This is a genomic window from Flavobacterium ustbae (assembly GCF_003946915.1).
Classification (GTDB): domain Bacteria; phylum Bacteroidota; class Bacteroidia; order Flavobacteriales; family Flavobacteriaceae; genus Flavobacterium; species Flavobacterium ustbae.
Genome location: NZ_RPOC01000027.1, coordinates 1 through 24902 on the forward strand (window position 1 = coordinate 1; position 24902 = coordinate 24902).

The 24902-nt window shown below is 33.7% G+C and carries 24 protein-coding genes and 1 other RNA gene; 15 read left to right on the forward strand and 10 right to left on the reverse strand.

The window, feature by feature from the left end; genetic code table 11:
- Positions 1–2244, reverse strand: a 2244-nt coding sequence (locus EG814_RS20260; protein ID WP_206430328.1) for a choice-of-anchor L domain-containing protein, incomplete at its 3' end; no start/stop codon positions are given.
- A gap of 108 nt (positions 2245–2352) precedes the next feature.
- The gene (locus EG814_RS20265) at positions 2353–2676 is read right to left on the reverse strand and encodes a hypothetical protein (RefSeq protein ID WP_125723692.1); all 324 of its coding nucleotides are present in this window, start codon (positions 2674–2676) and stop codon (positions 2353–2355) included.
- Between the two features lie 495 nt (positions 2677–3171).
- On the opposite strand from EG814_RS20265, the gene EG814_RS20270 reads away from it, so the two are divergent.
- From EG814_RS20270 to EG814_RS20295, 6 genes are all read left to right on the forward strand, one after another.
- Positions 3172–3657, forward strand: a complete 486-nt coding sequence (locus EG814_RS20270; protein ID WP_125723693.1) for a SixA phosphatase family protein — start codon at positions 3172–3174, stop codon at positions 3655–3657.
- 5 nt (positions 3658–3662) lie between these two features.
- A complete protein-coding gene (ppk1, locus tag EG814_RS20275) occupies positions 3663–5741 on the forward strand; it encodes a polyphosphate kinase 1 (RefSeq protein WP_164515353.1) in 2079 nt (692 codons plus the stop codon).
- A 33-nt stretch (positions 5742–5774) separates the two neighbouring features.
- Positions 5775–6665, forward strand: coding sequence for a Ppx/GppA phosphatase family protein (locus EG814_RS20280; protein ID WP_125723695.1), 891 nt, complete (start codon positions 5775–5777; stop codon positions 6663–6665).
- Positions 6666–6684: 19 nt separating this feature from the next.
- Complete coding sequence (locus EG814_RS20285; protein WP_125723696.1) at positions 6685–7266, forward strand: TMEM175 family protein; 582 nt, start codon at positions 6685–6687, stop codon at positions 7264–7266.
- A 3-nt stretch (positions 7267–7269) separates the two neighbouring features.
- A complete protein-coding gene (locus tag EG814_RS20290) occupies positions 7270–7830 on the forward strand; it encodes a Crp/Fnr family transcriptional regulator (RefSeq protein WP_125723697.1) in 561 nt (186 codons plus the stop codon).
- Positions 7831–8121: 291 nt separating this feature from the next.
- Positions 8122–8700: an NAD(P)H-dependent oxidoreductase gene (locus tag EG814_RS20295; RefSeq protein WP_125723698.1), complete on the forward strand. Its 579-nt coding sequence runs from the start codon at positions 8122–8124 to the stop codon at positions 8698–8700.
- A gap of 86 nt (positions 8701–8786) precedes the next feature.
- Here the strand turns inward: EG814_RS20295 and EG814_RS20300 are convergent, their stop codons facing one another.
- The gene (locus EG814_RS20300; RefSeq protein WP_125723699.1) at positions 8787–9209 is read right to left on the reverse strand and encodes a DNA polymerase III subunit gamma/tau; all 423 of its coding nucleotides are present in this window, start codon (positions 9207–9209) and stop codon (positions 8787–8789) included.
- Between the two features lie 287 nt (positions 9210–9496).
- Positions 9497–10582, reverse strand: coding sequence for a DNA polymerase III subunit gamma/tau (gene dnaX, locus EG814_RS20305; RefSeq protein ID WP_095930549.1), 1086 nt, complete (start codon positions 10580–10582; stop codon positions 9497–9499).
- 174 nt (positions 10583–10756) lie between these two features.
- Here dnaX and EG814_RS20310 point away from each other — a divergent pair, with 174 nt between their 5' ends.
- The 3 genes from EG814_RS20310 to EG814_RS20320 all read left to right on the forward strand — a co-directional run bounded on the left by EG814_RS20310 (position 10757) and on the right by EG814_RS20320 (position 12445).
- Positions 10757–11371 carry a hypothetical protein gene (locus EG814_RS20310; RefSeq protein ID WP_125723700.1) on the forward strand — a complete coding sequence of 205 codons (615 nt, stop codon included), beginning with the start codon at positions 10757–10759 and terminating at the stop codon, positions 11369–11371.
- Between the two features lie 215 nt (positions 11372–11586).
- A complete protein-coding gene (locus tag EG814_RS20315) occupies positions 11587–12066 on the forward strand; it encodes a BON domain-containing protein (RefSeq protein ID WP_125723701.1) in 480 nt (159 codons plus the stop codon).
- Between the two features lie 7 nt (positions 12067–12073).
- The gene (locus tag EG814_RS20320) at positions 12074–12445 is read left to right on the forward strand and encodes a LysM peptidoglycan-binding domain-containing protein (protein WP_125723713.1); all 372 of its coding nucleotides are present in this window, start codon (positions 12074–12076) and stop codon (positions 12443–12445) included.
- 108 nt (positions 12446–12553) lie between these two features.
- Here EG814_RS20320 and EG814_RS20325 read toward each other — a convergent pair whose 3' ends face one another.
- Positions 12554–12847, reverse strand: coding sequence for an SH3 domain-containing protein (locus EG814_RS20325; RefSeq protein ID WP_125723702.1), 294 nt, complete (start codon positions 12845–12847; stop codon positions 12554–12556).
- A 125-nt stretch (positions 12848–12972) separates the two neighbouring features.
- On the opposite strand from EG814_RS20325, the gene rnpB reads away from it, so the two are divergent.
- Positions 12973–13318, forward strand: an RNA gene (rnpB, locus tag EG814_RS20330) — RNase P RNA component class A.
- Between the two features lie 30 nt (positions 13319–13348).
- Positions 13349–14599 (forward strand): cation:dicarboxylate symporter family transporter, encoded by a 1251-nt coding sequence (locus EG814_RS20335; RefSeq protein WP_125723703.1) that lies wholly within the window; start codon positions 13349–13351, stop codon positions 14597–14599.
- Between the two features lie 202 nt (positions 14600–14801).
- Here the strand turns inward: EG814_RS20335 and EG814_RS20340 are convergent, their stop codons facing one another.
- The 3 genes from EG814_RS20340 to EG814_RS20350 all read right to left on the reverse strand — a co-directional run bounded on the left by EG814_RS20340 (position 14802) and on the right by EG814_RS20350 (position 17149).
- Positions 14802–14996 carry a hypothetical protein gene (locus tag EG814_RS20340; RefSeq protein ID WP_125723704.1) on the reverse strand — a complete coding sequence of 65 codons (195 nt, stop codon included), beginning with the start codon at positions 14994–14996 and terminating at the stop codon, positions 14802–14804.
- A gap of 97 nt (positions 14997–15093) precedes the next feature.
- Positions 15094–15780 (reverse strand): response regulator transcription factor, encoded by a 687-nt coding sequence (locus EG814_RS20345; RefSeq protein WP_125723705.1) that lies wholly within the window; start codon positions 15778–15780, stop codon positions 15094–15096.
- 10 nt (positions 15781–15790) lie between these two features.
- Positions 15791–17149 carry a sensor histidine kinase gene (locus EG814_RS20350; RefSeq protein ID WP_125723706.1) on the reverse strand — a complete coding sequence of 453 codons (1359 nt, stop codon included), beginning with the start codon at positions 17147–17149 and terminating at the stop codon, positions 15791–15793.
- A 140-nt stretch (positions 17150–17289) separates the two neighbouring features.
- Between EG814_RS20350 and EG814_RS20355 the strand changes: the two genes are divergently transcribed.
- Positions 17290–19401 carry an outer membrane beta-barrel family protein gene (locus EG814_RS20355; protein WP_125723707.1) on the forward strand — a complete coding sequence of 704 codons (2112 nt, stop codon included), beginning with the start codon at positions 17290–17292 and terminating at the stop codon, positions 19399–19401.
- 94 nt (positions 19402–19495) lie between these two features.
- Here the strand turns inward: EG814_RS20355 and EG814_RS20360 are convergent, their stop codons facing one another.
- Both EG814_RS20360 and EG814_RS20365 read right to left on the reverse strand, forming a co-directional pair.
- Positions 19496–20101 (reverse strand): RsmD family RNA methyltransferase, encoded by a 606-nt coding sequence (locus EG814_RS20360; RefSeq protein WP_125723708.1) that lies wholly within the window; start codon positions 20099–20101, stop codon positions 19496–19498.
- Positions 20098–20916, reverse strand: coding sequence for a DUF3822 family protein (locus EG814_RS20365; RefSeq protein ID WP_125723709.1), 819 nt, complete (start codon positions 20914–20916; stop codon positions 20098–20100). Before EG814_RS20365 ends, EG814_RS20360 begins: the two co-directional genes overlap by 4 nt.
- Positions 20917–21311: 395 nt before the next feature.
- On the opposite strand from EG814_RS20365, the gene EG814_RS20370 reads away from it, so the two are divergent.
- The 3 genes from EG814_RS20370 (at position 21312) to kdsB (ending at position 24513) form a co-directional block, all read left to right on the forward strand.
- Positions 21312–22721, forward strand: coding sequence for an ATP-dependent DNA helicase (locus EG814_RS20370; RefSeq protein WP_125723710.1), 1410 nt, complete (start codon positions 21312–21314; stop codon positions 22719–22721).
- 113 nt (positions 22722–22834) lie between these two features.
- A complete protein-coding gene (gene ygiD / locus EG814_RS20375; protein WP_125723711.1) occupies positions 22835–23665 on the forward strand; it encodes a 4,5-DOPA-extradiol-dioxygenase in 831 nt (276 codons plus the stop codon).
- 113 nt (positions 23666–23778) lie between these two features.
- Complete coding sequence (gene kdsB / locus EG814_RS20380; RefSeq protein WP_125723712.1) at positions 23779–24513, forward strand: 3-deoxy-manno-octulosonate cytidylyltransferase; 735 nt, start codon at positions 23779–23781, stop codon at positions 24511–24513.
- The last annotated feature ends 389 nt before the right edge of the window (positions 24514–24902 follow it).

The window sequence follows — 24902 nt, forward strand, 5'->3', positions numbered from 1 at the left end:
TCCAGTACTTGCTCCAAAGCATGAAGCATCAGTTTTAGAAGAATCTGCCAAAGCCAGAGCAGCGTTCGGCTGTCCGATTGTTACCGAATTGCTTTTTGAAGAGCAGGAATCTGAAACAGTCAAAGTATAAGTTCCCGCAGGAAGATTGGATACTGAAGCCGTTGTTCCGACTACGGCATTTGCACTGTTTTTCCAAGAATAGCTTACGGTTCCAACTGCGTTTGTCACAGTTCCCGCAGTTACAGTTCCAGTGCTTGCTCCAAAACATGAAGCATCTGTTTTAGAAGAATCTGCCAAAGCCAGAGCAGCGTTCGGCTGTCCGATTGTTACCGAATGGCTTTTTGAAGAGCAGGAATCAGAAACAGTCAAAGTATAAGTTCCCGCAGGCAGGTTTGAAACAGTTGCCGTTGTTCCGACTACAGTATTTGCACTGTTTTTCCAAGAGTAGCTTACGGTTCCAACTGCGTTTGTTACAGTTCCTGCAGTTACAGATCCAGTGCTTGCGCCGAAGCATGAAGCATCAGTTTTAGAAGAATCTGCCAAAGCCAGAGCAGCGTTCGGCTGTCCTATAACTACTGTTTTTGTAATTTGACAAAGATTAGCATCTTTAACTGTAACAGTGTAAGTTCCCGCAGAAAGTCCGTTTGCAGTTGCATTGGTTCCTCCAGAAGGCGACCAAGAATAAGTGTATGGACTGGTTCCTCCCGTTGGTGTAACTGTAGCCGTACCATTAGCTCCTCCATAACAAGTTGCGTTAACTTGTGTGGTTGATGCATCCAAACCTGTTGAAGGTTCGGTGATTGTTATTTGTTTAGTGTTGCTGCAACCTTTTGAATCTGTTACGGTTACAGTGTAAGTTCCAGCGGCTAAATTTGAAACAGAAGCTCCTGTTTGCACAGGAACAGTATTCCAAGAGTAAGTATAAGGAGAAGTTCCTCCCGAAGCTGTAACAGCAGCAGTTCCTGTTGCGCTGCCTTTACATTTTACATCAAGATGGGAAGCTGTTGTTTCGGTAATAACAATGTTGGTCTGACTTACCACTACTGGTTTAATATCTGAACAACCAGATTGCGCATTAGATCCTTTTATGTAGTAAGTTCCAACTGGAGCAGCAGATGGATTGGCTAAAGCGATAGTTGCTCCTGCATTAGTCCAATAGGTATAAGTAAGTCCAGAAGAACTTCCTGCCGTAACTGCTGGCAAGGTTAAATTAGCTGTTCCATTTAAACATACTGGCGCAGGATTAGTAATAACCAAAGTATTTGTAGCAAAACTTTTCGCTTTTAAAAATACACCTGCATCCCATTTTTGGTCAGAAGCATCCGCAATTGCCATTTTTATTTTATAATTTTTTCCTGGAGTAACGGCATAAGTTGCGGTCAATACCACAGTAGAGCCATCATATTCCATTTTTGTAGACCCCGCAGGATTATTTACATAATAAGCGACATTATGATTTGGAAACGAAACATTATCTACGTTTGTTCCAGAAGAGTGTATATTGTTTACTGTAACAGCATCGCCATTTGGAAGCTTTGCTAAGTTTATAGCATTATTGGTATAAGTTCCCGTAATGCCAAAACCGCTTAAAAAGAAACCAAAAGCATCGTTGAAATCAGTATGAACATATTCTAAATATTCTTCTGAAGCAAAGACAAATTGAAACTCAACCAAATTGCCATCAGGGATAAAATCAAATTCTAGAATAGCAGCATCGTGCATCGTCTTGCCAGAGATTGAAGTCAAATCAGGATCACTCGCTTCATAAATCATTTCATCAGATCTGTTGGTATAGGTATTCGGTCCCATTGCAGAACTTATTCTTCCTGTAGAAATCAAAATACCTTCTTCAATCGGAAAAGTTGAAGTTGCTTTGCTATAATAACCCAATTGTCTATTTCCGGCAGTAGATGACCAGCTGTGATTGTTCCAAGTCCAAGTATTATTATTGTTTCTTCTGTAATAACCAAAACGGACATTACTTATGCTTAAACATCCAGATGTTAGTATATTTCGAACTAGCTCGTTGGCAGTATAGTTGTTATAACCAGCAGGATTTGCGACATCTATAGACCCGGCAACAGCTAGAGCGCTAATTGCGGCGGTTTTTGAAGTAATTTTATTGGCAGACAATGTATTACCAATTCGAGTAGGTATTTCTTGTGCATGCAAAATAGAAATACTGCCTAAGAATATTAAAAAGAAAAAACAAAGCGCTAAATATTGATAGTAAAATTTTTTCATATTGATAGCTTTTAAGTTAGCTGCTATAGATATTTTTAGATAGAAAAGTGTTTTTAGATGTCCTTACGTTACCACGAGTAAGGACAGCAGTGCTCGTTAGAGATTCTATTAAAAAAGGATTGATTTACTAGAATCGGAAGAAAATAACAGCAGATAACTGCTTGAAGCTCTATCGTTTTGAAACGAAATACCAGAACTGAAATGCAAATCAGAGATTTTCTTTTGAGAAAACAGCTTAGAATCTTGGCCAATATCTTCTGAACTGTTAAAAAGCATATTTGCATTTTTAGTTTTTAAAAAAGGCGTTGTTGCAATTAAAAAACAAAGCAACAGAAAAAAGGTTTTTTGAAAGATGTTTTTCTTCGAGAGAAAAATAAACTTACAATTGGTTACAAATTTCACTGCTTTTTCAAGAGTAGATTTAGTTTTCATAACTTAAGATTTTGTTTTAAAGTATTTATGAAATTTTAACAGAATCAAAGTTATATTAGAGTTTTTCTAATATGTTTTTTTTATCTGCAACTAACCTAAAAACTCGTTGAAATGTTGTTTTTTTATAAAAAATTGACTCAAAAAAGCATTTTTTTAACCCGAAAAAGTAAAATTTTTTCGTACATTTTTTTGCTTTATTGATCAAAATGGTATTATTTGATGCGTTATAAGTATTTAATAATCAGATATTTATTTAAAATTTTAAAATATAACATATTATCGACTAAATACTTATTTTATGGATGAATTACATAAAAGATATTTTTTTCTTTTTGTGTTTTACGTTAATGTTAAAGTTTTGAGAATTACATATTCCTGTTAAAATTTCATTAGAATGTTAACAGAAATAAAAAAAAGAAAAGGTTTAAAATAACTTTTGTAAATTAGGAGTTAATTAAAAAACGACCTGTAATCAGGTTTTAAATTTTGCTGCTTATGAAAAATCTTATTTTAATCCGTCATGCCAAATCGAGCTGGGAAGCACCATTAAAAGATTTCGATCGCCCATTAATGAAAAGAGGAATTTTAGATGCGCATGATGTTTCATTAAATATTTCAGAGTATCTTCCTAAAACATATATTATTTGGAGCAGTAGCGCCGCTAGAGCTTCAGAAACCGCTTTAATTTTTGCACAAAACCTTTCGTATCCTTTAGAAAGCATTATTTTTAGAGACGACCTTTATACTTTTGATGATAAACAACTCGAAAAAGTTATTAAATCGTGTGATAATAGTTTTGAAAGCGTTATTCTTTTCGGACATAACGAGGCTATTACAAATTTTGTTAATAAATTTGGGGATGTTTTTATAGAAAATGTTCCAACTTCAGGCTTTGTATCTCTTCAATTTGACGCCGAAAGCTGGGATACGATCAATAAGGGCAAAACACATAAAACTATTTTCCCCAAAGATTTAAAATAATAACCGTGTACGAACAGAAATATATCGATAGAGAAAAAAGCTGGTTAGCGTTTAATGCAAGAGTCCTTCAAGAGGCAGCAGATAATACAGTGCCACTTTTAGACAGACTGCGTTTTGTTGGAATTTTTTCAAACAATTTAGACGAATTTTTTAGAGTTCGGTATGCAGCCATTCGGCGATTGAGTCTCTCTGGTATTTCTGGCGAAAAATATTTAGGTGGTATTTCTGCCCATCAATTAATTAAAGATATAACAGATATTGTAATTCAGCAGCAATCTGAAAGTTTACGTATTTTAGGTAATATTGAGGCAGAGCTAGAATCGGAGAATATTTTTATTATAAATGAAACTCAGATCACGCCAAAACAAGAGTGTTTCTTAAAAGACTTTTATACGCAAAAGCTAAGTCCAGAATTGGTTACCATTATCTTAAACGATTTGGCAGTTTTTCCAATTCTAAAAGACACTTTAGGATATCTAGCAGTTCGTTTAGAATTGGCAAACGATGAGGTTCGTTATGCTTTAATCGAAATTCCAAAAAACATCAATAGATTTGTCGTTCTTCCTTCTGATGACGAAAAACAATATGTTATTTTAATTGATGATGTAATCCGTTTCAAACTGAAAAACATCTTTAATATATTTGATTATAAAAGCGTTTCGGCTCACATGATTAAGATTACTCGTGACGCGCAATTAGACATTGACAGTGATTTGAGTAAAAGTATGCTCGAAAAAATCGCTACATCTGTAAAAGACCGCCGAATTGGAGAGCCAGTTCGTTTTATTTACGATAATTTAATTGAAGAAGATACCCTGCAGTTTTTCTTAGATAAAATGAAAATTGTAGAAACAGATAGTATAATTCCTGGAGGAAGATACCATAATCGTCGTGATTATATGAGTTTTCCAAATCTTGGCAGATACGATTTGTTGTATAAACCAAACGAGCCGCTGCCGGTTCCTGGTTTGAGTTTAGAGGGAAGTATTCTAGAAAAAATCTCTAAAAAAGATTATTTGGTGCATGCGCCTTATCAGTCATTTTCATATCTGACTAAGTTTTTGCGTGAAGCAGCTTTAGATCCAAAAGTAACCAGCATTAAAATTACCTTATATCGTTTAGCAAAAAATTCACAGATTATTAGTTCTCTTATAAATGCTGCGAAAAACGGAAAAAGAGTAGTGGTTCAAATCGAACTTCAAGCACGTTTTGATGAAGCTTCGAATATCTCCTATGCAGAGCAAATGCAGATGGAAGGAATTGAACTTATTTTTGGAATGAAAGGTCTTAAAGTGCATAGTAAAATATGTGTGATAGAGAGAATGGAGGAAGGTAAAAATCGCCGTTACGGATTTATTTCGACTGGAAACTTCAACGAGTCAACAGCAAAAATTTATACCGATGTAACCTTGTTAACCTGTCATCAGGGAATTCTAAAAGACACCTCAAAAATATTTGAATTTTTTGATATCAATTACAGAGTTCACCGATACAAGCATTTAATCGTATCGCCACATTATACCAGAACTAAATTTATCAAATTAATTGACCGTGAAATTCTTCATGCCTTAGCAGGAAGAAAAACACACATTAAATTAAAAATGAATAGTTTATCCGATTTTAAAATGATCGATAAATTATATGAAGCAAGTAATGCAGGAGTAAAAATTCAGCTTCAGGTAAGAGGAATTTGTTGTTTAATTCCTGGAATTCCGGGAATGAGCGAAAACATCGAAGCTATAAGTATTGTCGATAATTATCTAGAACATACTAGAGTTTATATTTTCGGAAATGCAGGTTTAACTGAAGTTTACATTTCATCTGCCGATTTCATGACTAGAAATCTTGATGCAAGGGTAGAGGTAACATGTCCGATTTATGACCTTGAAATTAAGAAAGAACTAATCGATAACTTCAATATCGGCTGGAAAGGAAATGTGAAAGTAAGATATCACTCGTACAAATTAGATAATAAATATAAGCCGAAAAATCATCATGCCCCATTTAGAGCACAATTTGAAACCTATAAATATTATCAGCATAAAATAGCAAAGCTAGAAGAGGTTCCTCAAAAAGTAAATTAATAATAAAAACCAATTTCAAATCATAAAGTGAGCATGATTAATATTAGGAAGTTTGCAGCGATAGATATCGGTTCAAATGCCATGAGGCTTTTGATCGCTAACGTTGTGGAACAAGAAGGTAAAGAACCGCAGTTTAACAAAAGTTCCCTTGTTCGTGTGCCAATTCGTTTAGGACAGGACGCCTTTACAGTTGGAGAAATTTCACAAGAAAATATAGATCGAATGGTAGATGCCATGAAAGCATTTAACCTTTTGATGAAAGTACATAAAGTAGAACGTTATATGGCATTTGCAACCTCTGCAATGCGTGAGGCGTATAATGCAAAAGAAGTGGTGGCTTTAATTAAGAAAAAAGCCGACATTAAAATCGAAATTATCGACGGTAAAAAAGAAGCGGCAATTATTGCTTCTACAGATTTGCATCATTTAATTAAATCAGACGAAACCTATCTTTTCGTAGACGTTGGAGGTGGAAGCACCGAATTTACACTATTCTCTGACGGAAAAATGATTACTTCAAGATCTTTCAAAGCGGGAACTGTTCGTTTGTTAAACAATATGGTGCACGATGTAGTTTGGGATGAAATCGAAAAATGGATTAAAACCAATACAGCAGATTACGACGAAGTTACACTAATCGGTTCTGGTGGAAACATCAATAAACTGTTTAAAATGTCTGGAAAACAGCAAGAAAAACCGCTTTCATACATTTATGTGAACTCACAATATGCATTCTTGAATTCGTTGACATACGAACAGAGAATTGCCGAATTGGGTCTGAATTCTGACCGTGCCGATGTAATTATCCACGCAACGCGTATTTATTTGAATGCAATGAAATGGAGTGGAGCGCGCCAGATTTATGTTCCTAAAATCGGACTTTCTGACGGTATCGTAAAAGCAATGTATTACGGTAAAATTTAATATTTATATATTTTTTTAAATGAATAAAGGCAGATTGGAAGCTTTTAGTGATGGCGTTTTGGCAATCATTATAACCATTATGATTTTGGAAATCAAAGCACCCGCGGGACACGAATTTGCAGATTTAAAACCGCTTATTCCGAAATTCTTAAGCTATATTCTGAGTTTTATTTACGTTGGAATATACTGGAATAACCATCACTATTTACTGCATGGTTTATCTAAGGTAAATGGAAAAATATTATGGAGTAATCTTCATTTTTTGTTTTGGCTTTCTTTAATTCCAGTTTCTACCGCATGGATGGGAGAGCATAATTTTCAAAAACCAGCAATGACCTTGTATGGTGTTATTTTGTTGCTTTCTGCAATTTCGTACAATATCCTGCAGCATACCATTATGTGCAGCGAAGGCAATGATTCAGCTTTAAAAAAAGTGCTGAAAAAAGATTTTAAGGGAAAAATATCTTTAGTTTTATACGTAATAGGAATCACTACAGCATTTTACAATCAATGGGTTTCTGGTATGGCTTATTTTATTGTAGCGATGTTATGGCTTATTCCAGACAAAAGAATCGAAGGGATTTTTGCTTCTAATGACTAAATTATGAAATCTGTTTTTAAGTCCATTCAAGATTTTTCTAATGATGAATTAAATCTTTTAGACAATTTAATTACATTTCGTACCTTAAAAAAAGGAGAACTTCTGTTGATTGAAAATCAGGTTTGCAACGAAATAGTTTTTATCAAAAAAGGAATTCTCCGTTCTTTTTTTGTGAATCATAAAGGGGATGAAATTACCAATTGTTTTGCTTTTGAGAATGAATTTATGGCATCATTTGCCAGTTTTATAACCCAAGAAAAAGCAGAGGAGAATATTCAGGCATTAATCGATACAGAACTGCAAATTCTCAATAGAAAAGCCTTAGAAAAACTCTACCAGTCAGGGTTTAATTGGCAGGAAACAGGCAGAAAATTGACCGAATTAGAATTTGTAAACCTGCACAAAAGAATGGTTTCTTTTCAGAAATTATCTGGTGCAGAACGCTACGAAGAATTGTATCAGAATCATCAAAAATATCTACAGTTAATCCCATTGCAATATTTAGCTTCTTATTTAGGAATCACACCCAGACATCTAAGCCGAATTAGAAAAGCGATGGTTTAATTTTTTCTATTAGTTTTAAAAAGAATCTGCGGAAATCAGTTTGCAGCCAGTAAATCTGCATAATCTTCCAAATCTGCGAGAAAAAATAATATTAAGTATAAGCCTGAAGTTTGAGTTTAAATTCCAATATTGTTTAGAGGAAAAATCTGCGAAAATCAGTTTGCAGCCAGTAAATCTGCACAATCTGCCTAATCTGCGAGAGAAAAACAGCAATGACAGATTCAGGTCCATTTATAGACATTTGTCTAGTAAAACAAAGTGCACTAATAGTATTTTTAAAAAAACATCAATATGAAAAAAATACTAATTATAAACGGACATCCAAACCTTGAAAGCTTCAATTTCGGAATTGCCGAAGCTTATAAAAATGGAGCAATTGCCTCTGGAGCTCAAATAGAAACCATAACAATTGCCGATTTAAACTTTAGTCCAAATCTGAAATTCGGCTACCAAAAACGTACTGATTTAGAACCAGATTTGTTAGAATCATGGGAAAAAATAAAAAGAGCAGATCATTTAGTTTGGATTCATCCTGTTTGGTGGGGCGGACTTCCAGCGATAACAAAAGGATTTATAGATCGATTGTTTTTGCCTGGAATGGCGTTTCAATATCGCGAAAATTCTGTCTGGTGGGATAAATTTTTGAAAGGAAAAACAGCTCATATTATCACAACTCTAGATCAGCCAAGCTGGTATTATAGATTGGTATACGGAAGGCCAAGTGTCAATCAGTTAAAAAAATCAACTTTAGAATTCTGCGGTGTAAAACCCGTAAAAGTTAGTTGTATCGGAATTATAAAAAGTTCTAACGAAGAACAAAGAAAAAAATGGCTTGCAAAAGTCTACAATTTCGGACTTAGAAATAAATAAGCGAATGCAGAAAAATTCATTTAATCTATTTAATCTGTGGCAAAAAAATTAGTGAGAATTCGTGAAATTAGTGGCAAAAAAAATAATTAACTATTCAATTCCAATCCAAATGTTGAGCGCAGAAGTTCAATATTTGGGTTGATTTCTAAGAAACGATTATAACGATCTTGGTCATTAAGTGTTCTCTTCAGTTCTACAGTCTCATTTACAATAACATCGATAGTAATATCGTGATTGTGCAGATGGCCTTTTAAATGCCCTAGCAAACCATTTATCATACCTTCAAATTCAAGTTTAGAACCTTCATTCGGAAGTTCGTAAGTGATTTTTGTTCCATCCAAAACAGGATCATTGATCAACAAGATAGATTCCATAATTTTGAAACCTTTTTGACCTAAACGCTCTGCATATTTGTTCCAATGAAGACGCATGTCGGTTTCGTTAAACTCTTCTGTCATAAAAACTGAAGAAGAAGTTGGTTTAACGTACGATTTGCTGCTTTCTTCCATTTCTTTTTTCTTGCGGATACTGGCAAGAGAAAAAGCAGAAACTTTTGGAGCACCGCTTGTATCTATTTTTGGAGTTTCTGGAGCCTGAACTTTTGGTTCTTCAGTAGGAGTTTGAGCTGTGTTTTGAGTATTTACAGCAGTATTACCATTGCCATTTTCCGTAGAAGTTGGTTCCGAAACTTCGGGATGGGATTTTATATTTGGAATTTCTGTCTTTGAAATCTCCGTTTTAGGACTTGCAACTTCAACTATAGAATACCCGCCATTTTTAAAGTAAACAGGTGGAATTATGAATTGCTCAGCTTTTTTTTTTCTCCATCAAAGTTGATAGAGGCCAATTGCATCAAGCATAATTCAACTAAAAGTCGTTGATTCTGACTTAGTTTGTATTTTAAATCGCAGTCGTTTGCAATGTCAATTCCTTTCAATAAAAATTCCTGAGAACATTTTTGAGATTGAGTGGCATACATTTGCTGAGCCTGTTCTCCAACTTCTAATAAAGCAATAGTAGACGGAGTTTTGCTCACTAATAAATCTCTAAAATGCGAAGCCAGACCCGCAATAAAATGATGCCCGTCAAAACCTTTAGCTAGAATATCATTGTAAGCCAATAAAAGTTTCGGAATTTCATTTTCAAGAAGTAAATCGGTAATCGAAATATACGTTTCGTAATCTAAAACGTTTAAATTTTCAGTTACAGCCTGACGTGTTAGATTGGTTCCGCAATACGAAACTACACGGTCAAAAATAGACAAAGCATCACGCATCGCACCGTCTGCTTTTTGAGCAATAATGTGCAGCGCATCATCTTCAAAAACGATTCCTTGACTTTCAGCAACATCGGCCAAATGTTCTTTAGCATCTTTTACTGTAATTCTTTTGAAATCAAATATCTGACAGCGTGATAAAATCGTTGGAAGGATTTTGTGTTTTTCTGTTGTTGCTAAAATGAAAATAGCATGTTTTGGCGGTTCTTCTAACGTTTTAAGAAAAGCATTAAAAGCGGCAGAAGACAACATGTGGACCTCGTCGATGATATATACTTTGTATTGTCCAGTTTGAGGCGGGATTCGAACCTGATCGATAAGGCTACGAATGTCATCAACCGAGTTGTTGGATGCGGCATCGAGCTCAAAAACGTTAAAAGCAAAATCTTCTGTAGGATCATCATATCCAGGCTGATTTATCTTTCGAGCCAAAATACGAGCGCAAGTGGTTTTACCAACTCCACGCGGTCCTGTAAATAGAAGAGCCGAAGCCAAGTGATTGGTTTCTATAGCATTCAACAAAGTGTTGGTAATGGCTTTTTGCCCCACAACATCCTTAAAGGTCTGCGGGCGATATTTACGAGCCGATACTACAAATTGTTCCATATTCTCTTTTATTGGATAGCAAATATAGACTATAATTTAATGATTTAAAAATTAAAAAAATGAAAGATTTTTAAGTTGTTGAACTATTGTGCTTTTCATTTTTTAAAATAACTAGTTTACTAAATAATTTATATTTTTACTAAAGTAATACTTGTTATTTTATATATAAATTCAATGAAAAACTTCCTTTGTCCGATTTTTGTATCTCTTTCATTTTTTATTTATGCTCAAAAAAACACAATATTAAAGAGCCAAAAGATAGCTTTGAATGAAGCAGAGAGATATTTAAAAACCAATCAATTAGATATGGCAGCAGATATTTTTAAATATACATATAAATTAGATGATGGTAGTAAATTAGGAGTGATTGCTGTTCGAAAATATGATTCAATAATGAAAAGTATTTTAATAAAGGATATTATTGGAAAGTGGATATTGTTTGAGCAAGGTTCAAATTGGGGATTTACTGAAGAAAAAGATTCGATAAACAGAAAAGTCTTGGTAATCTCGAAAGATGAGTTTCAATTTTATGATGAAAACATTCAAACTAAAGAACAGAAAAACTATAAAACAGAAAAAATAATTTTAACAAAATTTGAAGATACGAGTGGTTCAAGATTTGATTTTGTATTTAGTGATAAATCTCTTTGGAGGATCTTTTGGGATAATAGACGAAAATATTTACGACAGTTTAGCACCGGAGAAGAAACTATTGATAATAGGACAGAGATTTTTTGTGGTAATATTGAATTGAATTATAAAAGATATGATGAGGGAGCTATTAAATAGGTAAATAGATCGTCGTTTCTAAAGAACTCAAAGATAAAATCAATAGTCATTAAATGCCACTAAATAATTGTAGTATTTATAGATTAAATAATTTTGAAAAAGAATAAATTTTAAGTTTTACTGGAAAACTTATAAAACTCATCCTAATATCATATAATCTTTTGATACTTAATCTATTTAATTTTGAAATAGGTTAATTATTAAAACACATTATTATGAAATTCAAATCAATTTTATTAGGAATGGCACTTGCTGCCTCTTTAGTTGCCTGTGCTCCTAACGATGCAGACATCCAAAAAGCAATTAGTGAAAAACTAGGAGATACTCCAGAAGTAATCGTTACTGTACATGAAGGAGTTGCGACAATAACAGGAACCTGCGAAGACGAAATTTTTAAAAAAAATATTGAAAAAAGTGTTAGAGCTGTTAAAGGTGTAAAATCTGTCGTAAACACTTGCGAACTTGCCAGAGCCAACCAAGAGCCAGCCGCAGCAACTGTAGTAATTAATTCAGATGCCGATTTAGATAAGTCTGTGCATAAAGTTGTAGATTCTTACGACGGAGTTAGTGTAACTGTTGTTGGTGGTGTTGTTACGCTTTCGGGAGAAATCAAAAGAGATAAATTGCAGCCTTTAATGCAGAGTATTCAGGAATTGCATCCTAAAAAAGTTGATAATAAATTAATTATTAAATAAGGAAATGATGAGTTTACAAGATAAATATAGAGAAGTGACAGATTTAGCTTCAGAACTTGGAATATCAAATCTGGAAGTAAGAGAACAAGATAACGTTTTGTACATTGACGGAACTGCTCAATCTGCGATGGATAAAGATAAAATTTGGGATGCCTATAATAAAGTGGACCCAGATTACAGATCTGCTGATGTAGTAATGAATATTGATGTTGCCGTAGGCCCTACAAAAGAGTATACAGTCGAAGTAGGAGATTCATTATCTAAAATAGGAAAAGCGTACGGCGTTTCTTGGCAGGAAATTTTTGAAGCGAATAAAGATATAATTTCAAATCCAGACTTGATTCAGCCAGGCTGGAAACTTAAAATACCTTCAGCATAAATAGAAAAAATTCCAATTTTTTAAATTCCAAATTCCAATTTCGTATCTAGTGAAAAATTGGAATTTGGAATTTTTTTATTGGAATTTTAAAATTGGAATTTAAAATTTTTACCTACCTCTGATACTCAAATCAAATAAAAAAGTTGCTGTTTCTTGATCTGAGTCGGCTGAAAAGCCAGCTACATAGACTCCTTTTTTTCCAGAAGCCGATCTAATTCCGTATACAACTGCCTCATCCGCCGGGTCCGACTCACCCTCGTATCGATACACATGAACAATTTCAAATTTCTCAGGATTCTTTTTAATCGCATCAGCATTTCGATTAAAATCGCACGTAAATCCTTTTTCATTCAATTGATCTAAAGCCTTTGAAACAGTTGCGTAATGATACATTCTTTTCATAATAAACTGAATTTAAAATTATAGATTTCTAAAGATAACTATTTTAGAATTAAAAAGTTAAGATAAAAATCATAAAATCTGAAATTTAAAATCATTATTGTTAGTTCTTAAATCGCTACTTTTGCAGCGCAGACCGCCTTATCGTCGTCCCGATTCATCGGGAGGGAGGAAAGTCCGGACACCACAGAGAAGCATAGCGGGTAACGCCCGTCGGCCCCGTCTCGTTCTTTGAAACGAGACGGAGTTAGGACAAGTGCAGCAGAAAGTATGTACAGGTAATGCTGTAGTGAAACCAGGTAAACTCTATGCGGTGAAATACCAAGTATATCGGCATTTAAGGGCTTCTCGTTCGTTGCCGAAGGGTAGGTAGATTGAGTTCCGAAGTAATTCGGAATCTAGATAAATGATAAGGTATTGTTGAGTTGCAAAACGAGACAAGAACAGAATCCGGCTTACAGGTCTGCATTTTTTATATATTTGTGAACTATCTAACCTATTTTCATGAATATTAACACTCCAAATTCTTCTTCCAAATCTAAAAAAAGCCTTTTTAGAACTATAGTCACCAATCTTACATTTTGGGTTTTAATTGCGATTATTTCAGGCATTTTATTGGGGCATTTTTCTCCAGAAAATGGTGTCAAAATGGAATTTCTGGGCAAGAAGTTTATTCAGCTAATTTCTCTTTTTATTGGCCCAATTATTTTCTTGACCATTGTTTTGGGAATTTCGGGAATGGGAAATCTAAAGAAAGTAGGTAGAATCGGAGTAAAAGCACTAACTTATTTTGAAGTAGTTTCGACCGTTGCATTGGCAATTGGTGTGGCAGTGGCTTATTTATTTAAACCTGGAAAAATAGATAAATCGAATTTGACTTTTGGCGACGCAAGCCAATATACAAAAGGAGCTTCAGAACATTTTTCTTGGCTACAGTTTTTCTTGTCCAATTTTACGCTACAAGTTTTACTAGCAGCAATTATCTGCGGAATTGCATTGAATTTTTATCAAAAAAGAGAGCAGACTATTTTAGTTTTAGAACGATTTTCTAAAGTGGTTTTCTTTGGTTTAAAATACGTTATGTATCTCGCGCCAATTGGTGCTTTTGGCGGAATGGCCTACACAATTGGAAAATTTGGTTTGGCAACTTTAATTCCGTTAGGGAAATTAATGCTTTGCGTTTATCTCACCATGGCACTTTTTGTCTTTTTGATTTTGGGAAGTATTTTGAAATATTATAAAATAAGTATTCTTTCCGTTTTAAAATATATTAAAGAAGAACTTTTACTCGTTCTCGGAACTTCTTCTTCAGAAGCTGCTTTGCCAAGTATAATGGTCAAATTAGAAAGAATGGGGTGCAGTAAATCTGTTGTGGGGTTGGTGATTCCGACGGGATATTCTTTTAATCTCGACGGAACTTCGATCTACCTTTCAATGTCGGTCTTGTTTATTGCACAATTATATGATGTGCATTTGAGTTTCTTTGAAATTCTAACCGTTATCGGAATTCTAATGATTACTTCGAAAGGCGCTGCAGGCGTAACAGGAAGCGGATTTATTGTTCTAGCTTCGACTTTAACAGCCTTGCATAAGATTCCAGTTGAAGGGTTAGCGTTTTTATTAGGCGTAGATAAATTCATGAGCGAAGCCAGAGCGATTACCAATCTAATAGGAAACACGGTTGCAACCATTATAATCTCCAAAACAGAAAGAGATTTCACAGAATTAAATCTTAATCCTATTTCGGAAGAATAAGTTTAGCCAATACTTTGTGATGTTTTTGCCGCGAAGACACTAAGGCACAAAGTTTTTAGGTCACAATCATACTAATTAAAAGTTAATAATTTTTTCTCTCGCAGATTGTGCAGATTTAGCTGATTTTTTAATCTCCATAATCTGCATAATCTGCGAGAGAAATAAAACTTTGCGTCTTAGTGTCTTTGTGGCTAAAAAAAAACTAAGATTCGTCTTTTGTGGTTCTTACCAAGCTAATTCCCGACATGAAAAAGACAATTCCTAGTATTCCGTAAATAATAAGCGATTTTATATCTCTGGTTCCTCCAGAAGTGCCGGCAAAAATAACGGCAGTATAAATAAGTCCAATGATTCCGAGGATTGTAAGTAATCCACCGAAAAATCTTTTTAGGTTCATGATTGTTAGATTTAAAAGTTCTCTAACAAAGTTAAAATCCAAAAAGTTAATTGCTGTTATACAATTGCTTATAAAAAATTATATGATTTGCAGAATACTATTTTTCAATTTTAAATTCCAAACCAATATTACGAGTGCTTTCGATCTTGATTTTCGGATCTGAATTGAAATATTTTCTCAATCTGCTAATAAAAACGTCCATACTTCGGCCAGTAAAATAATCGTCAGTCTTCCAAACAGACATCAGAATCTGTTCCCTTTTTAATAACTGATTATGGTTAAGATATAAGTACTCAATAAGAGAAGCTTCACGTTCAGTGAGTTGCTGAACATGATTTTTGTTATTTAGCGTTAAACGTTCATTGTCAAAAATGTACGAACCTATTTCGATACTATTATTTCCGTTAAGCGTTCTCTTTTGTTCCAGTCTTTTTAGAATATTTTGCAAGCGCAGAATTAACTCATCAGCTTCAAAAGGTTTGGCGATGTAGTCGTCTGCTCCGAGCTTCAATCCAATGATTTTGTCTTCTTGTAACTTTCTCGCCGTTAGAAAAATAAAAGGCGTTTCGGGATTGATTTTAATGATTTTTTCAGCCAATGAAAACCCGTCCAATTTGGGCATCATGACATCAAAAACGCAAATGTCAAAAGTCTGGTTTTTAAAATAATCCAAAGCAATTTCGCCATTTTCTGCCCAAACCACTTCAAATTGATGTAGTTCTAAATATTGTTTTAAAATCGCAGCAAAATCAAAATCGTCTTCGGCTAAAAGTAATCTTTTCAAAATAAGGGAATTAAACTTTTAATAAAATAGTAAACTGAGCACCTTTTCCTAAATCGCTAATCACGTTAACAGAACCCTGATGCGCTTTTACGATTTGATCCACATAATACAAACCTAAACCTAAGCCTTTTGTATTGTGAAGATTTCCTTGCTCAACGCGATAGAACTTTTCAAAAAGAAGCGCCTGTTTGTTTTTGGCAATACCAATTCCGTCATCTTCAAAATTGATTGAGAACTGTTTTTCTACAATTTTTGTTCTAATCGTAATCATGTTAGAACCATATTTTACGGCATTTTCGAGTACATTTAAGAAAGCTGTGGTCAAATGAAATTTATCCAGCACCAAAATAGTTTTCTCCGTCTGAAAATCGGTTTTAAGATGGATTTTAGGAAAAGCAATTTTAAAATCATTTACAATAGAAAGCAGAAAATCTTCGGCTTCTATTTTTTCTTTTTGCAATTCAATCTCGTTTTCTGCGAGCGAATTCGCCATAACCTGATCAATCAGATTCTGAAGACGATTGTTCTGGCGCGAAATAGTATTTACTATCGAATTAAAATTTTCATCGTTGTCACGAATGTTTTTCTGCGCTAAAATTTTGGTCGAAATTCCCAAAGTAGCCAGCGGCGTTTTCAGTTCGTGCGTAATATTATTGATGAAATCAGTTTTAACGTCGCTTACTTTTTTCTGTTTAATTAAAGCTCTAATGGCAATTACAAAAAGACCAATTAATGTCGCAATCGAGAACAGCGAAAGAATGAGTATAAAAGTCATTCGTCTCAGAATAATCATTTCCCAATCAATTACCGAAACATACATCGAATCTTCGGTTAATAATTGATATTCATTATTTTCAAAAGTTCCGTTAGTTGTGCCTACGTAGCTTCGAACTAAAAAAGCATGATTTAAAGAAGCCAGATTTCCATATAATTTGTTTTGGATAAAAGGTTTTTCAGAGAAAATCGTATCTGCTTTTTGCTGGTTTTTATACAGAATAAATTTGTTTAGAACAACAGCAAAATCAATTTTGAAATTCGGTAAATCCCTTTCAAATTTTCTTTTAATTTTCTGCGTAATAATGTTCTGAAATTCGGTATTTAAAACACCATTTTTAATATCCAATCGGCTATTTTTTCCCTTCATGTATTTTTCTGAAAGGCTTTTGTAGAGCGTTTCTTTTTTCGCAACCAAAGCCGAATCGATATCACTGTAATTATTGGTAATTTGAGCAATTTCGTTTTTAATTTGAGTGTGAAACTGTGCGACTTTGTATTCGTAAGCCGTTTTTACCAAATAACATTGCACTGTCATAAGCACAATTAGCGCTACAACAGAAAATGCGATTAATAAATTGATTCTTTGCTTCATACTCGTTTTAAAATCTGTTCCAAAAATACAGCTTTTGCTCAACAAATGGCAGATTAACGCTCCATTAACCTTCGATTAACATTCAGAACTGGGATTTCAAAGCATTTTTGCAGCAATGCTAACCCAATTTATATTTTAAAATGAATTATCTGCCCTTAAAACTACTTATTACACTTTTACTTTTCTGCCTTTCCTTGATGGCAAACGCACAAAGCGAAACTGCAAAAGATTCAACTTCTAAAGAACTGAAAGAAGTTGTCATTACGCAAAGCAAAAACACGTTTACCAACTCCAACGGAAACATAAAAGTAGACGTTGCCAATTCGGTTTACAATGCAATTCCGAATCCTATTGATCTGATTTCGAAATTGCCAACAGTTCAAGTAAGCGCCAATCGTGAAACTATTTCAGTAGTAGGAAAAGGAACGCCATTAATTTACATTGACAACCAAAGAGTAGGAATGAACGAATTGAATGCTTTGGCTGTAGCCGATATTAAAACAATCGAAATCATTCAGAATCCATCTTCAAAATATGAAGCAGAAGGTCGCGCAGTTATCCTGATTACCAGAAAACTAAGTAAAAAAGACAGTTTTAAAACTGATATTTCTGAAACAGCTTCTTTCAAAAAAAATTACAATAATTATTTAGGTTTTAATTCGAGTTTTAAAAAAGGGCAGCTAGAATGGAAAGCTAATTTTAATTATAACCGCCGAAATCCTTGGGAAAATCATAGTATCGAATATCAGATTCCGCAAGCCAATATTGTTTCGGATTATGACGTTACAGCAGTTTCAAAAGTAAAAGATTATATTTTTGGAGGAGGTTTATTCTATAAAATAAATGATGAAGATTATTTCTCCGTTAACATAAACGGTAAAGTTCGCAACGACACTTTCGATATTAATACCTATACCTTCAATAAAAATCAAGAGGAAGAAAATAATGTTTTCACTTTAAGTGATAATTCAAGCTCAAAGAATTTTATCAATTCATTTATAAATTATTCAAAGAAAATAAAAGCTATTGACACCAAGCTGTTTGCTGGTTTTCAGTTATCCAATTTTAATCAGCATTTGTGGAGTTTGGTTCAAAATAATTTTAACGAAACAGAATTTCAATTGTCCCAAAATCGAGATCAGAAGTTTAATGTTGATGTTTTTTCAGGTCGAATCGATTTAGAAAAAAAGTTTAAAAATGAAATGAATTGGGAATACGGTGCGCTGTATTCTGCAGCAAAATCGAAATCTGATTATGCTGTTTTTGATTATGAAAAAAGTGAAAATACGACTTTTAGATATAATTTTAAAGAAGAAAATTTAGCCGCATATTCTCAGCTTTCGGGTAAAATCAAAAAAGCAGATTTTTCACTGGGATTGCGAATAGAAAATACCAGAGTCAATGGCAAATACAGCACAGAAAGTACGGCGTTAATTGATAAAAATTATACAAATGTATTTCCGAAAGCGCAAATTTCATTTCCAATTGACAGTACAAAAAGCATTAGTATAGATTATTCAAAAAGTGTGTCGCGACCTAATTATTCGGCATTAAGCATGATTGCCACCTACATAAATCCTTATTTTATTTACGGAAGTAATATCAATTTAGGACCAACATTTATGGATGTAGTTTCGACTGTTTTCCAATATCATAACAAATCGGTTAAGCTGACTTTGTATCAAAATAAAAATCCTATTTATCAAGATTTTGTTTTTGATAGTCAGACGAATGTGCTGACGTTTACAGAGAAAAATTTTGAAAAAGAATCGGGTTATAATGTTGAGTTTACGCTTCCTTTTAGCTATAAAATCTGGGAATCGACCAATTCTTTAATTTTCGCAACCAATAAAATTGAAGATAAATTGGCTGTTTTTAATTCTTCCAAAACCTATTTGTATTACTATTCCAATAATACTTTGAAGTTGCCAAAGAATTTTACTTTCGTTCTTTCTTTTTGGGGAGCCACAAAACAGAAAGAAGGTGTTTTTGAACGAAATGCAAAGCTGATTTTTGATCTTTCGCTAGCAAAATCATTTGGCAAAAATTGGAATTGTACTCTGAGTTATAATGATGTTTTTAAAAATACAATTTACACTGAAAGGTTTACAGTCAACAATATAAGTTCGAGAGCTAGATATTTGGTTGATGCGAATGAAATTGCGTTAACCCTGCGATATTCCTTCGGAAAAATCAAAGATTCTGAATTTAAAGAAAAAAATGTCAATGAAAGTGAGAACCGCATTCGATAAAAATTAGAAATTCCAAAAATAAAAATCCCAAATTCCAATTTTCTCCTACGATGGGGATTGGAATTTGGGATTTGAAATTTGGAATTTTATTATATTAACCTTCGTCTTCCTCAGATTCTTTTTTAGAAACATCGTGCGGTAATTCTTCATCGTCGTCGGTAGAATTTAGTTCGAAGAAACTAAAATAAGATCCGCCATAACTTTTCTGAAACGAAAAATTACTCATATGATCGAGTTTGGTATATTTAGAATGCTCGATAATCATCATTCCATCATCTTCTAGCAATTCTCTTTCAAAAACAGTTGAAACAATCTTTTCAAAAGTAGCTTGATCCAATCCGTAAGGCGGATCTGCGAAGATAATATCGTAAGTTGTTTTGCTGTTTTCTAAAAACTTAAAAACATCACTTTTTGTTGCGGCAATGTCAAAATCAAATTCAGACGAAACCTGTTTAATGAATTTTACGCAACCAAAATCGCCATCAACAGACGTAATAGGAGCGCTTCCGCGTGAAGCAAATTCAAAACTAATATTGCCCGTTCCCGAAAATAGATCTAAAACTTTTAAACTGTCAAAATTAAAATGATTATTCAAAACATTAAACAATGCTTCTTTACTCATGTCAGTCGTAGGTCTTACAGGTAGATTTTTTGGCGGAAAAATTCTGCGTCCTTTGTATTTTCCTGAAATGATTCTCATGATTGAAATAAGATATAATGTTTTTGATTTTGAGCGGCTGTAAAACTGTTTCTTTCTTGAAGATTAGAAACATCTAAGAAAGAAATATGGCGAACATATTTGTACGCGATAGCATAAAAAGGATCATTTTCTGTAATCGTTCCTAACAATTCTAGTTTAAAACTTTCCGGATTCATGCTCATTTGTTCTGCTGTAAATAAAATATAGTAGATAAAATCTTCTGGCGTAACGTATTCAAACGAATTAAACAGCAAAAGTTTTTGATTCTGCACTACGATAATTTCGAAATTTCCTGGATTAAAGTTGACGATCATTTTTTTGTCATCGTTATTTCTTGAACTGTCCAGAATTTTTTCGACCAAAATACTATTGGCATGTTTATAATCAAACGAACCAACATTGTCGATCAAGAAATTGTTGATATTCACATACGGAATATAAACTGCATTCATTTGATAATTAGGAATTTGATCAAAGTTAAAATGGTCTGTTTGAAATACTTTGCTAGTGTATTGCAGATAACTTCCTAGATAATTTTCATCAAACAAAGCAGTCGGAACAAAAGTCGAAAGGTTATTGTTATGAATAACCATTACTTCATCGTAAGTGTTTTTTAATTCAGGATTGTTTTTGAAAGCATCGCTGAATAAATCCTCAATTCGATGTGTTTTGGTAGTATCAAACTTTATTTCTTTAAAAGAAGTAATGATATTATTTAAAGTATCAAAACAGCAATAAGAGAATCCAGTCAGAGAAACCTGAATTGAAAGTTTTCTGTAGTTTTTTGAAGTAATGTTAGTATTTTGTAATGACATAGTTGATTTACAATTCGTTACCTGTTTTAAAGCAAGAAAGAATTTAAGCGACCACAAACTTACAAATTAAAAAGGAACAATAATAATTGCAATTTCGAAAAACAATTTTGATTAAACTTAAAAGTAAGGTTAAGAAAAGGTTTGGTTAAGGTGCTTTTGAACCATATAAGTGCATATAAGTTCATTTTAGATTGTTTTGTCTAAAATTATTTAAGCTTATATAAAAAGGATTTCATTTATTGCAAATGTTTAAAAATCTGCGCAAATCAGCGTGTTCGCGATAGCGAATCTGCGTCATCCGCGTCTAATATATATGCATTCCAATCTAAATTAACTTATATAACTTATATGGTTTAAAAAAATAAAAGCCGAACTTTGTATTTCAATATTACTTTATGAATTCTGCACAGTTTTACGGCACTTTACAAAAACGATTTCCTTTTGCGCCAACATATAAACAGGACATTTTTTTTCAGAAAATTGCCATCTTTTTAACCGAACCTCAAAACGACACCATTTTTGTTTTGAAAGGATATGCCGGAACAGGAAAAACGACCGTTATTTCTACCATTGTCAATAATTTGGGTGACATTAATAAAAAATATGTTTTGCTGGCTCCAACCGGACGTGCGGCAAAAGTAATTGCCAATTATTCGAATAATCCAGCTTTTACAATTCATAAAAAAATATATTTTCCAAAGAAAGCATCTGGAGGTGGAGTAGCTTTTACCAAACAAGTCAATAAACATAAAAACACCATTTTTATCGTCGATGAAGCTTCGATGATTTCAGACAGCACTTTAGACAGCGGTTCGCTTCTCGATGATCTGATTAATTATGTCTATTCTGGAAACAATTGTAAAATGATCCTTTTGGGAGATACCGCTCAGCTGCCTCCCGTAAATTTAGATATTAGCCCTGCGCTTGATATTCAGACTTTGGGCGTTCATTACGATAAAGAAATCGAACATATAGAATTGGACGAAGTAATGCGTCAGGAAGAAAGTTCGGGTATTTTGTACAATGCAACCGAATTGCGTGAATTACTGAAAGAAAGTTTTATTACCGAATTTAGATTCAATGTCAAAAAGTTTAAAGACATTGTTCGTTTGACGGACGGTTACGACATTCAAGATGCCATAAATACGGCATACAGCGATTGGAGTATAGAAGATACAGCGTTTATTGTTCGATCGAATAAAAGGGCAAATCAATACAACGAACAGATTCGAAGCCGTATTTTATTTAAAGAAAGCGAGCTTTCAGTTGGCGATTTCTTGATGGTCGTAAAAAACAATTATTTCTGGCTAAAAGAAACCGACGAAGCCGGATTTATTGCCAACGGAGATATTATTGAAGTTCTGGAAATGTTCGGAATCAAGGAACTGTACGGATCTAAATTTGCAAAAGTAAAAATTAGAATGGTGGATTATCCGAACCAAAAACCTTTTGAAACGGTTTTGATTTTAGATACTTTAACCAGCGAATCTCCATCTTTAACCTACGAAGAATCGAATCGTTTGTACGAAGAAGTAATGAAAGATTATGAAGATGAACCAACGAAATACAAGAGATTCCAAAAGGTAAAAGAAAACGAATATTTTAACGCATTGCAGGTTAAATTCTCTTACGCCATAACATGTCACAAATCGCAAGGAGGGCAGTGGAATACGGTTTTTATCGAACAGCCTTATCTTCCAGACGGAATTGACCGCGACTATATCAGATGGCTTTATACCGCAATGACACGTGCCAAAAATAAGTTATATTTGATAGGCTTTAAAGACGAGAGTTTTGAAGATTAAAATTCTTGCCACAGATTAAAAAGATTAGCACAGATTTTTTTAGAATTTGATTAGTAAGTTTTTAGAGAAATCTTTTTAATCCTTTTAATCTGTGGCAAAAAAACATTTTTGCAATGACAACGCTAAACGACTTACATTCGATTTCATCAACGTTTTCGAATACTGATAAAATGCCGGTTCTGTTTTTAGGACACGGCAGCCCAATGAATGCAATTGAAGAAAATCAGTTTGTGGCGGGTTTTCGCAGTCTGGCTAAAACATTGCCACAGCCCAATGCAATTTTATGCGTTTCGGCGCACTGGTTTACCAAAGGCACAAAAGTAACCGCAATGGAAATGCCAAGAACCATTCATGATTATGGAGGTTTTCCGCAAGCGCTTTTTGATGTCCAATATCCCACAAAAGGAAGTCCAGAATTGGCTGTAGAAACACAAAAGATTTTAGATCCAGTTATGGTCGAATTAGACGAACATTGGGGATTGGATCACGGTGCTTGGAGCGTTATTAAACATTTGTATCCAAATGCAGATGTTCCCGTAATTCAGCTGAGTATTGATTATACCAAATCAGGGCAATATCATTTTGAATTGGCTCAAAAGCTTCAAGCGCTTCGTTATAAAGGCGTTTTAATCATCGGAAGCGGTAATATTGTGCATAATCTTCGAATGGTCGATTTCAGGAATTTTGATAAAGATAATTATGGTTACGATTGGGCAATTGAAGCGAGAGAAATGATAAATAATTATTTGCTCGACGGAAATTTTCAGCCGTTAATTGATTTCGAAAAACTAAATAAAGCCGTTCAATTGGCGGTTCCAACACCAGAACATTATCTTCCGCTATTGTATACTTTGGGTTTGAAAGATAAAACAGACGAATTGGATTTGTTTAATGACAAATTATTGGCGGGTTCTTTAAGCATGACATCAGTAAAAATTATGTAAAAATAACTTAGTGAATCTTTGTGAAAAATCTTAGGAACCCTCTGTGAAATATATTACACAAAACACACAAAGATTTGAATAGAGTTTCGCAAAGAAAATATAACCTTATAAACATGAAAATAATAGCAGTAATTCCCGCAAGGTATGCCTCAACACGTTTTCCAGCAAAATTAATGCAGGATTTAGGAGGCAAAACGGTCATATTAAGAACGTATGAAGCAGCAGTTGCAACAAAACTGTTTGATGATGTTTTTGTAGTAACCGATTCTGATTTGATTTTTGATGAAATCGTTTCGAATGGCGGAAAAGCCATCATGAGCATCAAAGAACATGAATCTGGAAGCGACCGAATTGCAGAAGCTGTTGCAAATCTTGATGTGGATATTGTAGTAAATGTTCAAGGTGACGAACCTTTTACAGAAGCCGCACCTCTAGAACAGGTTTTATCGGTTTTTAAAAACGATCCAGACAAAAAGGTCGATTTGGCTTCGTTAATGCGTGAGATTACAGATGAAGAAGAGATCAATAATCCGAATAATGTTAAAGTTGTAGTAGATCAATCACAGTTTGCGTTGTATTTTTCAAGATCTGTAATTCCTTATCCAAGAGAAAAAAATGTTGGAGTGAGATATTTTCAGCATATCGGCATTTATGCTTTTAGAAAACAGGCCTTATTAGACTTTTACAGCCTTCCAATGAAATCTTTAGAAGCTTCAGAGAAGTTGGAGCAATTACGCTATTTAGAATTCGGAAAACGCATTAAAATGGTCGAAACCACGCATGTAGGAATCGGAATTGATACGGCTGAAGATTTAGAAAGAGCGAGAGCGATGCTGAGAGATCTTTAAAGTTAGGTTTAATCAAAGCTTTGAAAAATAGAAGCGGATAAAGCAGATTCGCTTTCGCGAAAGCACTGATTTATACGGATTTTTGTATTGCTTTTGGTTTTGGTTTTGGTTTCCATTCAGTTTGTCATTTCGACGAAGGAGAAATCTCCGCAAGTAGCTCGACATGCAAAATCGCCGATCTTTGTAGAGTTTCTCGTGGAGATCCCTCGTTCCTCGGCTGACAAACTGTATGTGCAAAAAATAAAAAAAGCTCCTTTGGAGCTTTTTTTATTATATAGTAAAATCTAAAATCTAAAATCTAAAATCTAAAATCTAAAATCTAAAATCTAAAATCTAAAATCTAAAATCTAAAATCTAAAATCTAAAATCTAAAATCTAAAATCTAAAAT